Origin of the sequence: Lacrimispora sp. (genome assembly GCF_032078915.1) — a bacterium.
In the GTDB taxonomy this organism is placed as follows: Bacteria; Bacillota; Clostridia; order Lachnospirales; family Lachnospiraceae; genus Lacrimispora.
Window position 1 is genome coordinate 1 of sequence record NZ_DAMAUN010000126.1, and the last position, 13,035, is coordinate 13,035.

Genomic DNA, 13,035 nt, shown 5'->3' on the forward strand with positions numbered 1-13,035 from the left:
AAGCGGTGGGTCCAAAGCAAAGAACGATAGATAAAAGATAGCAGGAGTGAGGCGTCTGATTACCAGAGACCGCAGCTCCTGCTATCTTGTATGGAAAAAAGAACGTTAAAATATGCTTTTCTTCCTTATAAAATCAAGAAAGGGCAAAAATTGCCTTGACGGTGGGGGAAAGGATTGATAAAGTAGAACGAGATCCATATATTGTGGGTGCGGATGCAATCTCCACCACAAAGGAAGAGCTATGGTTCATGTAAAAGGAGGATGTTATGAAATTAGTTACATACGAGGTTGACCGGAGAAAAGATATCGGAGTAGTGAGCAAGGACGAGATGTGGATCTTTCCTCTCAGGGCATTTGGTATGGAGTATAAGGAGATGTTGGAGGTTATCAAGGGACTTTCTCAGTCTGAGCTTGACTTACTGGAACATGCCTCTGGCCTGGATCCTTACAACAGCAACGTCATCGGAGCTGCTATGATGAAAGAGGTCAGGCTGCTGGCGCCCATCCGGACACCGGAGCAGGACATCATCTGTTTGGGGCTTAATTACATGGAACATGCCGAGGAGTCTGCCCGCTTTAAAAAAGAAGAATTTGACGGAAAGCGCCCCAATGCTGTTTATTTTTCCAAGAGAGTGAATGAGGCGGTGGATCCATACGGGGAGATTTTAAGCCACAGTGATATGGTGGACAGCCTGGATTATGAGGCAGAATTAGGAGTTATCATTGGAAAGGATGCAAAAAATGTGGCGCCGGAACAGGTAAAGGACCATATTTTTGGTTATACCATCATCAATGATGTCAGCGCCCGCAACGTGCAGAATGCCCATAAGCAGTGGTATTTTGGAAAGAGTCTTGATGGGTTTACCCCCATGGGCCCTTGTATTCTGACTGCTGGCTCCATATCCTATCCGCCGGAGCTTGGAATTCAGTCCAAGGTAAATGGAGAGCTGAGACAGGACAGCAATACCCGGCTCATGATATTTAATATAGACCATATAGTCAGCGAGCTGTCCAAGGGGATGACTCTTAGGGCAGGTACGATCATTTCCACCGGAACGCCTAAGGGTGTTGGAATGGGATTTGAACCGCCCAAGTTTTTAGTGGCAGGTGATGAAGTGGAATGCCTGATCGAGGGGATCGGGGCCATAAAGAATAAGGTTGTGTAAGATAAAATAAGAATGCTGCTCATTTATTGGGCAGCATTTTTTTGTCGCTGTAAGAAAGAAACTTCTGCTGAGGGAATCTATAGATAGAATACTGCCTGTGCTAAAAAATGCAGGTCTGCAAACTTCAGATCGATAAGACGCCATACGGCTATGTATTGCAACAAATTATAAATTTATATTGACACTATCAATGATGCATTCTATAATTAATTAGACTGAACGTCAGTCTAATTAATTATAGAGGAGCGATATTATGCGGATTATAAAAGACGCTGATGTGCGTAAGAATGAAATACTGGATGCCGCCGCAGACCTTTTTAACAGTGATGGTTTTGATGGAACGACCATCAGCGCCATTATAGAGAAAGCCGGAATTGCGCGTGGAACAATATACTATCATTTCAAATCAAAGGAAGATATTTTGGATGCACTTATTAATCGGCGCAACATGGAGTTTTTGACTGCGGCCAGGCAGATTGCTGCGGATAGAAGTATTCCTGTGCTGGAACGGCTGATCAGAACTTTAATTGCAATGAATGGTGATAAAGACGGCAAATCAGAACTCACCCGGCAGATGCACAAGCCGCAGAATGCTTTGATGCATCAGAAAACACATCAGGCAATGATGGAAGGCATCCCGCCTATTCTTATGGAAATTATTGAGGACGGCATCAGTGAGGGTTTATTTAACACCCCTTATCCCTATGAGAGTTTGGAAATGGTTGTGGCTCATGTCAATGCGGTTTTTGATGATTACGCTGAGAAACTTACAGGTGAAGAACTTTTGGGAAGGGTTAAGGCGTTTATATTTAATCTGGAAAGATTGTTTGGCGCTGAGCCTGGAGGATTTGACAGGGTGACAGAATTATTTCAAATGGATGGAGGAAGCGCCTATGAATAAGAAGATGGGAAAACCGTTTATAAAATTTGTCATGCTGTGCTCCGGCAGCTTTGTGGCCGCCATAGGCAGCGGAATAACATCTTTCGGGCTTGGTGTATACGTATTTGAGCAGACCGGGCTTGCGTCCTCCAGTACACTGATTATCCTGCTGGCTTTTTTACCGGGCCTCCTGCTCACTCCCTTTGCGGGGGTGCTTGCGGATAAATACGACCGCAGGCTTTTGATGATACTCGGTGACGGGCTTTCCGCTTTGGGGCTTATCTATATCCTGATTTGTATGATGAACGGCCCAGTGCTGCTTTGGCAGATCGGAATAGGCGTTACCATCAGTTCGGTGTTTTCTTCACTCATAGAACCGGCGTTCAAGGCTACAATTACTGACCTGCTGACGGAAGAAGAATACTCAAAAGCAAGCGGACTTGTACAGCTATCCGGTTCCGCAAAGTTTCTGATCTCGCCACTCATTGCTGGGTTTCTGCTCCAGGTTTCAGATATAAAGCTGCTGCTTGTGATAGACATATGCACAATCTTTCTGACCGTGATGGTGACGTTTGTGGTACGAAAGGGGCTTGCTGCCAAAGCTGCCGGATATAAAGAATCTTTCTTCCATGAGTTTAGAACCGGACTGACTGCGCTCACCCAAAACCGGGGCGTGTTCACACTGGTTTTATCAGGAATCGGCATTTCTTTCTTCTTAGGCTGCATCCAGTCCCTTTATACGCCAATGATACTTGGATTTACCGACAGTTCGGTGCTGGGTGTTTCCACTACAATTTCCGCCATGGGTATGCTGGTAAGCAGCCTTATTCTTGGCACAGTTCCCATAAAAAAAGGCTTTACACAAATGCTTTTCGCCTCCCTCTTTTTTGCCGGTATCTTTATGGCAGGCTACGGGTTTAAAGAAAACATTGTTTTAATCTGTATTTTTGGTTTTCTCTTTTTCTCAATGCTTCCATTTGCCAACACAAGCATTGATTATCTGATCCGTACCAATATAAGCAACGAAGTGCAAGGCAGGGTTTGGGGACTGATCGGTATTATTTCCCAGCTTGGGTATGTGATTGCTTACAGCATTTTAGGTCCGCTTGCTGACTATGTATTTATCCCTTTGCTGGTAGAGGATGGCGCGCTGGCTAATAGCATGGGAAAGGTAATCGGCGTGGGAAGCGGCAGAGGCGTTGGATTATTGATTATGACAGCAGGTCTGTTGTTATCTGTAACAGCCATTCTTTTATACAATATTAAGTCCGTCAGGGGGCTGGAGAGGGGAGGTGAACTGTGTACAGAAAAATAATAATAAACGATGTAAGGAAAAGCAAACTGATTACAATCACCATTACCGCATTTATTCTGCTGGCGGCAATGCTTACCTCCCTTGCCGCGATTTTATCAGTGAATTTGTTCTCTGCTATCAACAACATGATGTTAAAAGCTCAAACGCCGCACTTTATGCAGATGCACTCCGGCGATATTGATATGGAACGGCTTTCTGCTTTTGCAGATACGGATAATAATGTAGAAGATTTTCAGGTGCTTTCCTTTCTCAACATTGAGGGCGCAGAGATTGTCATTGGTGAAAACTCCCTCGCCGGTTCCGTGCAGGATAACGGCCTTTCGGTGCAGAGCAAACGCTTTGATTTTCTGCTGGATTTGAAAGGCAATATTATTTACCCGGCCAAAGGAGAGATCTATGTTCCCATTTACTACATGAAGCAGGGGCTGGCGAGTATTGGCGACAGCATATCCATTCATGGCGTTTCCTTTACGGTAGCCGGATTCCTGCGGGATTCTCAAATGAACGCTTCCATGATTTCCTCCAAGCGGTTTCTTATCAATGAAAGTGATTTTGAAAAAGTCAGGGAATTTGGAAAGCTGGAATATTTAATAGAGTTCCGCTTTAGCGACAGTTCTACAGTTTCCGCTTTTGAATCCGGCTATATTGCCGCAGGACTTCCGGCAAACGGGCCTCCCGCCATCACCCATTCCCTGTTTAAGCTGGTAAATGCCCTTGATGACGGCATGATGATAGCGATGCTTATCCTTATCAGCATCCTTGTGATCGTGATCAATTTCCTGTGCATACGTTTTACCCTGATTGCTAAGATAGAAGAGGATTACCGGGAAATTGGCGTATTAAAAGCTATCGGCCTGCAGGTTGGAAGCATCAAAAAACTCTATCTGGCGAAGTATGGCGCTCTCGCTGGAATTGCCTGCATAGCTGGATTCATCTTGTCCCTGTTCGCAAAAGAGCCTTTGATGGAGAACATCCGCCTGTATATGGGCGAGAGCGGCAGTTCCGGCCTCGGCACGGCATTTGGAATGATAGGCGCAGGGATTATCTTTATCGTGGTGGTGCTTTATGTGAACGGCGTTCTGCGCCGCTTCAAAAAAGTATCAGCAGCAGAGGCCATACGCTTTGGAGCGCCCCAGAGTGGCACCAAAGCTGCGAAAAGCTTTCGGCTATCCGGAAGAAGGGGATTCTCACCGAATGTTTTTCTTGGCATAAAGGATGTGCTTTCCCGAAAAAAACTTTACAGCACAATGCTTTTGGTGCTTGTCATTTCCTCGTTTCTCATGATTGTGCCTCAAAATATTTATAATACCATTTCCCAAAGAAACTTTATGACCTATATGGGCATTGGCGAATGTGATATGCGAATCGATATCCAGCAGACGGACGATATTGCGGGAAAGACAGCGGAGATAGCCGCTGTGTTGGCGCGGGACACAGATATTAAAAAGTACACGGTGCTGACCAGTTATATGTTTGATATGCAAATGGAGGACGGTACCACTGAAAAGCTCAAGGTGGAACTTGGCGACCATTCAGTGTTCCCTATTGAGTACTCGGCCGGCAGAACTCCGCAGAGTGAATCGGAAATCGCTATTTCATCATTAGTTGCAGGCGATCTCGAGAAAGGGCTTAATGATATTATCATGCTCATGATTGACGATCAGGAAAAGCAGCTTGCCATAAGCGGAATATATTCTGACATCACCAATGGCGGCAAGACGGCAAAGGCCGTTTTTAAAACCAGTCAGGACAGTATCCTATGGAGTACTATTCCGGTAAAATTACAGGCTGATGCTGCCGCAGATGAAAAGATCACCGGATACAAGGAACAGTTTTCCTATGCCAAGGTGTCAGATATAGATGAATACATCAGCCAGACCTTTGGAGGGATTACTGATGCGGTTAAAAAGGCTTCTTACGCCGCTATTGCCGCTGCCGCCATGCTCACTGTGCTGGTCACACTTCTCTTTATGAAAATGCTGGTGACAAAGGATAGGTATTCTATTGCCGTTTTAAAAACCCTCGGCTTTAAAAAAGCAGATATCTGCCGGCAATATATGGTGAGGCCGGCCGCCGTACTGGCCGCCGGCGTTTTAATAGGCACTGCCTTGGCAAACACTTTGGGAGAACTGGTGGGCATAGGTTTGATCTCATCTTTCGGCGCATCCACGTTCCGCTTTGATATAAACCCGTTGTTTGCCTACTTATTTTCCCCCGCTTTAATGGCGGTTTGTGTCTATCTTGCAACACGGTTTGGCATTTCGGATATTTCCGGCCTGAAGATATCGGAATATATAAAGGAGTAGCCTATGAAGAAAATTCTAAGCGGAAAAAATATTATAAAAACCTATGGCATAGGACGGGAAGCGGTGAGTGTACTCAATGGAGTGAATATAGAACTATTAACCGGAGAGTTTGTTGCAGTGATGGGGCCATCCGGATGCGGAAAGTCTACGCTGCTCTTTGCGTTAAGCGGTACAGATACCATCAACAGCGGTTCGATCCAATTTGACGGTAAGGAACTGACCCGGCTTAATGAAAACGCACTGGCAGATATTCGCAGAACAAAAATGGGATTTGTATTCCAGCAGCCCGCCATGCTGAAAAATCTGAATATTCTGGATAATATCATTCTTTCCAGCGTACTGGAAAACAGAAAAAACACCGCCGGCATTATGAAAAAAGCCAGGACATTGATAGAAAAAACCGGCATAACCGGACTGGAAGAAAGGGATATTACCGAGGTTTCCGGCGGGCAGCTCCAACGCGCCTGTATCTGCCGCGCCCTTATGAACGAGCCGGAGCTTTTATTTGCTGACGAACCTACCGGCGCACTTAACTCAAAATCATCGGATGAAATTATGGAGCTGTTTTCTAATATCAACAAAAATGGTACGGCTGTTTTTCTTGTGACCCATGACGCAAGAGTCGCGTCCAGAGCTGACCGGGTGTTATTTATGAAAGACGGTACTGTTAAATCCCAGCTGTTTTTGAAAAAGTTTAACGGACGTGACATGGAAAACAGAATGAATCAGGTTATTTCGCGGATGAGGGATTTTGAAATATAGGTTAGTGGAAAGGTTCACTGATGGTTTTGACAAAAGTGGGCGGTAAAGCAGTTTTCTTCAAAGGAAAAGGCTAAAATCGTGGTTCTCCGTAAAATAGCAGGTAAATTTTTACCATACGTCTCTTACAAAAATCCGGAAAAAATCTGTATAAGGTTTTTTTCCGGATTCTATTTATACCCGGAATGTTTTCTTTTTACAGCTTTCTCTCATTCACTCCCCCATAAAGCCAGCAAAATATTCCCTGCCGGACAGGACATGCCAGTTGCTAATTATGCTGAAAATACTACCGGTTATGCAAAAAGCAGCCCTGAGAATCCTTTATATGCTAAAGTGAAGTACATACCACGCAGCTTGTGGTAATTTTTATGGAGGAGGATGAAAGAAATGTTACAAATCAACATCGATGATGTATTAAAGATCGTCAACCTTTGTGTGCCGTACCTCATTGGATTGGCCATTGCAGTTGCAGCTGCAGTGGTGGTTATGGTGGTATGCAGGAACAAGAAAGCTGCAACCCGGTATTTAATCCGGCGCCAGGGGCTTATGGCCATTGCGCTCGCCGTGGTTATCGTAGTAAATATGATATGCTGGGGCCCAATGTCCAGCCTGATTTCCCTTGCAACCGGCAGCGGAACGATTTCAAAAGAAACCTCAGACAAAGCAACAGAGCTTTGTACCAGAATTGCGGAAGAGGGAATCGTTCTTTTAAAAAATGAGGAAAACTTACTTCCCTTAAAAACAGATTCCAATTTAAACGTCTTTGGCTGGGCTTCCACCAATCCATGCTATGGAGGTACCGGTTCAGGCTCCCTCTCTGATGCATATGAAACCGTGTCTCTTCTTCAGGGGCTTGAAGACGCAGGATTTAAACTGAATACCGGGCTTACTGATTTCTATACCGCATACCGGAGCGACCGTCCAAATGTGGGGATGTGGGAACAGGACTGGACACTTCCGGAGCCTTTAAAGGAATCCTACACCACTGAGCTGATGGCAGATGCAAAGGCATTTTCTGATACGGCACTGATCGTGATTACCCGTGTAGGAGGGGAAGGCGCCGATCTCCCTACAGATGTCAGCGCAGTTACCTATACGGATAATTCTGCGGAATATAAGGATTTTGAGGCCGGTGAGCATTATCTGCAATTAAGCAGGACGGAAAAGGACATGGTTGATCTGGTGTGCTCCAATTTCGATAATGTCGTTCTAGTATACAATGGTGCAAACGCCATGGAGCTTGGCTTTGTCAACGATTACAGCCAGATAAAGAGTACCATCTGGTGTCCGGGAACTGGTCAGTCCGGCTTTGAGGCACTGGGTGAAATCGTAAGCGGTGCTGTCAACCCATCTGGAAAAACAAGTGACACCTTTGCTGCGGACTTAATTGAAACCCCACACTATAATAACTTCGGAAGCTTTATTTACGATAACATGAATGAATTCGCAGGCAAGGCGTTTAAGGGAGAGGCCACCTATCCCAGCTTTATCAATTACGTGGAAGGCATTTATGTAGGTTACCGTTTCTATGAAACTGCCGCAGAGGAAGGACTGATCGATTACGGTAAAACAGTGCTTTATCCCTTTGGATACGGCTTGTCCTATACCTCTTTTTCTCAGGAAATGGGGAGCCTCACAGAAGCAGACGGCACGATTTCTTTTGATGTGACCGTTACCAATACCGGAGACAAAGCGGGAAAGGATGTAGTGGAGGTCTATTACAATCCGCCCTACACCAACGGAGGAATTGAAAAGGCTTCTGCAAACCTGATTGCATTTGATAAGACAGATCTCCTGGAGCCGGGCCAGTCCCAGACTATTGCAGTTTCTTTCCAGGTGGAAGATATGGCCTCCTACGATGTGGCAGGGAAGGGCGCCTATGTCCTGGAATCAGGAGATTATAAAATCTCTATCCGGTCCGATTCCCACAATGTAATCAAAGAACAGATTTATACCGCAGCTTCGGAAACCGTATATGATGAAGCCAATCCCCGCTCTACTGATCAGGCGGCTGCGGAAAACAGGTTTGCTGATGCCAAGGGAGACCCGGCTTATTTATCCCGTGCAGACGGATTTGCAAATTATAAAGAGGCTACGGCAAAGCCTGCAAGCCTGACCATGCCGGAGAAATATAAGGATACCTTTGTAAACAACAGCAATTACGATCCGGCAGCTCATAACAATGCTGAGGATATAAAGCCTGTTACCGGCGCAAAGAATGGACTGAGCCTTGCCGCCATGCGGGGGCTGGATTATGACGACCCACAGTGGGAGAAGCTTCTTGACCAGCTGACCGTGGGAGAAATGGATACCATGGTCGCCATCGGAGGTTATCAGACGTCAGCAGCTAAGAGCGTGGATAAGGTAGGTACCGTGGATTGTGACGGACCGGCCTCCATTAACAACAACTTTACAGGAACCGGCTCTATCGGATTTCCTTCCGCAGTGTTGATCGCAAGTACCTGGAACCGTGATATTGCAGAGGAATTCGGAGAAAGCATCGGTAAGATGGCAGACGAAATGAAGGTATCCGGCTGGTATGCGCCGGCTATGAACACTCACCGTTCCGCCTTTGCAGGAAGAAACTTTGAGTATTATTCCGAAGACGGAATCCTGGCAGGCAAAATGGCGGCCAGTGCCATCAAGGGTGCGGAACGTCATGGTGTATATGCTTATATGAAACATTTTGCCCTTAATGACCAGGAAACAAACCGGACCAACATGCTTTGTACCTGGACCGGCGAACAGGCCATCCGTGAAATTTATTTAAGACCATTTGAAATTGCAGTAAAAGAGGGCGGAGCAAAGGCAGTAATGTCCGCATTTAACTACATTGGAACCGAATATGCAGGCGCTTCCGATGCACTGCTTAACAAGGTGCTTCGGGATGAATGGGGCTTCCGCGGCTTTGTGCTCACAGATTATTTCGGAGGATACGGATATCAGAATGCTGACCAGGAGATCCGCAACGGTAACGATGCCATGCTGGTAGCCTATGATACGGAAACCAACCATTTAAAGGATACATCAAGCGCTACAAGTCTTCAGGCTATGCGTAAGGCGAGTAAAAACATTATGTACACGGTGGTAAACAGCCGTGCCTACGAAGGAAATAACGCAAAGGGCGGAATGCTTCCATGGCAGATCGCAGCCATTGTGGCTGATGTGATTCTGGCAGCAGGATTTATAGCTTTGGAGGTAAGAATCATCAATGTCTATAAAAAGAAACGGGAATCATAGGCAGCAGATTTGGAGGGGGAAAACTCATCTAAGGTCCGGAGGAAAATGACATGAAACATACTGATATCATTGAAAAGATGACAATAGAAGAAAAGGCGGCCATTTTAAGCGGTAAGAATGTATGGCAGTCCCGGAACATCGACCGGCTGGGAATCCCTTCCATATTCTGCGCTGACGGCCCCCATGGAATCCGGAAGCAGGCAAGGGAAGGGGATCATCTGGGATTAAACGCTTCCCTTCCGGCCACCTGTTTTCCTACGGCAGCGTCCATCTCCAATAGCTGGGATATGGACCTTTGCCGTGAGATCGGGGAAGCTCTGGGAGAGGAAGCCTCGGCCCTGGACGTGAACGTCCTGTTGGGTCCCGGCCTTAATATTAAGAGAAGCCCCCTTTGCGGAAGGAATTTTGAATATTTCTCCGAAGATCCTTACTTGTCCGGAAAGCTGGCGGCAGCCTACATAAAAGGCATTCAGAGCCAGGGAGTGTATGCTTGCCCCAAGCATTTTGCAGTCAACAGCCAGGAGCTGCGCCGCATGGCCATGAATTCCGTGGTGGATGAAAGGACCCTAAGAGAGATCTATCTGGAAGGCTTTGAAATTGCGGTGAAAGAGGGCGGGGCAAGATCCATTATGACCAGCTACAATGAGGTCAACGGTGTCTATGCCAATGAAAACGAACATCTTCTAAAGGATATCCTGCGGGGAGAGTGGGGATTTGACGGAATTGTCATCACCGACTGGGGAGGTTCCAACGACCATGTGAAGGGAGTGGCAGCAGGGTCTAACCTTGAAATGCCTTCCCCCGGCCTTCATTCTGCCAGAGAGCTGATCGCTGCAGTGGAGAATGGAAGCCTTTCCATGGAAGCGCTGGAGGCTAACGTCGACGATTTGCTGGAGGCGGTGCTCGACCTTACCGGGAACCGGGAAAACAAGGGAACATCCTTTGATAAGGCAGGGCATCACAAGCTGGCGGAAAAGGCGGAAGAGGAGAGCATCGTACTGTTAAAGAACGAGGAGGAACTTCTTCCGTTAAAACCCGGCTGCAAGGTGGCGTTAATCGGTGACTTTGCCTTTACCCCCCGTTATCAGGGGGCAGGATCTTCCCTGGTAAATCCTATCTGGTTGGAAAGTATGGAGGAGATGATAAAGTCTTATCCTTTGAATGTGGCCGGTTGTGCCAGAGGCTATTCCCGCGGTGGAAAGACTGATGTCACCTTAAGAGAGGAAGCCTTAAAGCTGGCCGCCCAGGCCGATGTGGTGCTATACTGCTTTGGACTTGATGAAATCAGTGAATCAGAGGGGATGGACCGAAGCCATATGGGAATCCCCCAGAACCAGATCAGTCTGCTTGCTGCATTATCAGAGGCAAACCCCAATGTAGTAGGAATCTTAAGTGCAGGTTCTGCCATAGAAATGCCGTGGCATGAATGCTGTAAATCCTTACTCCACGGCTATTTAGGCGGAGAAGCCGGTCCGTCCGCCATGCTTCGCGTAATAACAGGGGAAGTGAACCCTTCCGGCCGGCTGAGTGAGACTTATCCGCTGCGGTATGAGGACACTCCGGCTTACCGGTACTTTCCTGGAGCAGAACGCTGCTCCCAGTACCGGGAGGGCATTTATGTGGGTTACCGATATTATGATACCGGGAAGGTTAAGGTGCAGTATCCCTTTGGCTATGGGCTGTCCTATACCACATTTTCCTATAAGAACCTTGAGGTAATGGAGAATGAGGTCCGTTTTACCTTGACGAACACGGGAAGAGTGGATGGTAAGGAAGTCGTCCAGCTTTATGTGGGGGGACCTAAGGGCAGGATATTCCGGCCTGAAAAAGAACTGAAGGGCTTTAAAAAAGTATTCTTAAAGGCGGGGGAAAGCAAAGTGATCACCATCCCCTTTGATGATAAGACCTTCCGGTACTGGAACAGGCTGACAAACCGTTTTGAGGTGGAGGGCGGCGTTTATTCCATCTTCATCGGTGCAAGTGTAGGTGATATAAGGCTGCTTCAGACAGTGACCCGGGAAGGGACCACGGAAGATTGGCCTTATAAGGCGGAAACCCTTAAATCTTACTATACCGGCAGGATCACCCAGGTGCCTGAGAAAGAATTTGAAACTCTTTTAGGGCATCCGGTTCCTGATGGAAAATGGTCTGGAGATTTGAGCTTAAATGATGCACTCTGTCAGATGTATTATGCCAAAAGTCCATTTGCCAGACTGGTCTGGCGGATTCTGACAGGCTTAAAAAACAAGAGCGAAGAAAAGGGAAAGCCGGATTTAAACCTCTTATTCATTTATAACATGCCGTTCCGTGGGATCGCCAAGATGACCGGCGGAGCAGTCAGCATGGAAATGGCGGAGGGAATGGTTTTGGCAGTGAACGGCCATTTTTTCCGCGGGATGAGACGAATCATCGGCGGATACTTTGCCAATGCAAAAGCAAACAGAGCTTATGAAAAAAAGCTCTCCGGTAAATAGAAGGGAGGGAGCACATGCTGTCACGAATAAAAGCCGGATGGAAGACCTTTGCGGGCAACCATCCGACCTTAGCACAATTTTTAATATTTTTTCTCGTGTCCAACGGAGTTACGGTATTGCAGATGATTTTAATGCCGGTTTTCCGAAACATTTTCGGAATGACTTCCCTGGTGGATACAAACTTCCAGATATGGCATGTGGGCTCCAATTTAGACGGAACGCCTTATTATATATTTAATTACGGAGCGGGCGCACTTTCCGCCGGCGGGGGCGGAGGACTTGCGTATTTTCTGGCAGTGGAAATCACCATGGGAATCGCCCAGGTCATCAACTTTTTTCTTCAGAGGAATGTCACCTTTAAAGCCAATAACAGCGCAGCAAAGGCAGCGATGTGGTATGTGATCGCCTATATCATCATAACCATTGGCGCAGCCGCTTTGCAGGGCCTTTATAAGGCGCCTGTCTATCATCTGTTCATGAACGGTTTAAGCCTGGGCGCAGGGGGAGAGACCATTGCAGATGTAATTACCATGCTGATCAATTCTGCGATTTCCTTCTGGGTGTTCTTCCCCATCTTTAAAATCATTTTTAAAAACAATGATAAGTAGGCGGAACCCGTAAAAGAGTTGTAAATGCATTAATAAAATCAGGCAGCCCGTATGAATTTTGTTCATACGGGCTGCCTGATTTTATCATGCTTAATCACGTTTTATGCCGTTAGGCAGGGGAGTGTCCAATGTCTCTTCCTGGATCGGTATGAGAATCTGAAGACGGAACCAGTTATCACTGGAAGAGATGGTCATGGAACCGCCGTATTTTTCCACTGCGGCCTGAATGCTCTTTAACCCATACCCATGATACAGTTTATTACTTTTCGTGGTGGGAGGACGGCTGC

Annotated in this window: 9 protein-coding genes; 8 read left to right on the plus strand and 1 reads right to left on the minus strand. The window is 46.7% G+C overall.

Annotation, left to right across the window (positions count from 1 at the left end; translation table 11 throughout):
- The first annotated feature begins 266 nt into the window (after positions 1–266).
- The 8 genes from RT269_RS27720 to RT269_RS27755 all read left to right on the plus strand — a co-directional run bounded on the left by RT269_RS27720 (position 267) and on the right by RT269_RS27755 (position 12,748).
- Positions 267–1,166 (plus strand): fumarylacetoacetate hydrolase family protein, encoded by a 900-nt coding sequence (locus RT269_RS27720; protein ID WP_313187563.1) that lies wholly within the window; start codon positions 267–269, stop codon positions 1,164–1,166.
- 253 nt (positions 1,167–1,419) lie between these two features.
- The gene (locus tag RT269_RS27725) at positions 1,420–2,067 is read left to right on the plus strand and encodes a TetR/AcrR family transcriptional regulator (protein WP_313187564.1); all 648 of its coding nucleotides are present in this window, start codon (positions 1,420–1,422) and stop codon (positions 2,065–2,067) included.
- Positions 2,060–3,361 carry an MFS transporter gene (locus tag RT269_RS27730; RefSeq protein WP_313187565.1) on the plus strand — a complete coding sequence of 434 codons (1,302 nt, stop codon included), beginning with the start codon at positions 2,060–2,062 and terminating at the stop codon, positions 3,359–3,361. Before RT269_RS27725 ends, RT269_RS27730 begins: the two co-directional genes overlap by 8 nt.
- Complete coding sequence (locus RT269_RS27735) at positions 3,346–5,667, plus strand: ABC transporter permease (protein ID WP_313187567.1); 2,322 nt, start codon at positions 3,346–3,348, stop codon at positions 5,665–5,667. The genes RT269_RS27730 and RT269_RS27735 overlap by 16 nt, the downstream gene beginning before the upstream one ends.
- A 3-nt stretch (positions 5,668–5,670) precedes the next feature.
- Positions 5,671–6,429, plus strand: coding sequence for an ABC transporter ATP-binding protein (locus RT269_RS27740; protein WP_313187569.1), 759 nt, complete (start codon positions 5,671–5,673; stop codon positions 6,427–6,429).
- Positions 6,430–6,813: 384 nt separating this feature from the next.
- Entirely contained in the window at positions 6,814–9,666 is a 2,853-nt protein-coding gene (locus RT269_RS27745) for a glycoside hydrolase family 3 N-terminal domain-containing protein (protein ID WP_313187570.1), read from the plus strand.
- Positions 9,667–9,716: 50 nt separating this feature from the next.
- The gene (locus tag RT269_RS27750; protein ID WP_313187572.1) at positions 9,717–12,140 is read left to right on the plus strand and encodes a glycoside hydrolase family 3 C-terminal domain-containing protein; all 2,424 of its coding nucleotides are present in this window, start codon (positions 9,717–9,719) and stop codon (positions 12,138–12,140) included.
- Between the two features lie 14 nt (positions 12,141–12,154).
- A complete protein-coding gene (locus tag RT269_RS27755; RefSeq protein WP_313187573.1) occupies positions 12,155–12,748 on the plus strand; it encodes a hypothetical protein in 594 nt (197 codons plus the stop codon).
- A gap of 90 nt (positions 12,749–12,838) precedes the next feature.
- On the opposite strand, the gene RT269_RS27760 is transcribed toward RT269_RS27755, so the two are convergent.
- Positions 12,839–13,035: GHKL domain-containing protein (locus RT269_RS27760; RefSeq protein WP_313187574.1), on the minus strand; the 197-nt coding region annotated here is incomplete at its 5' end.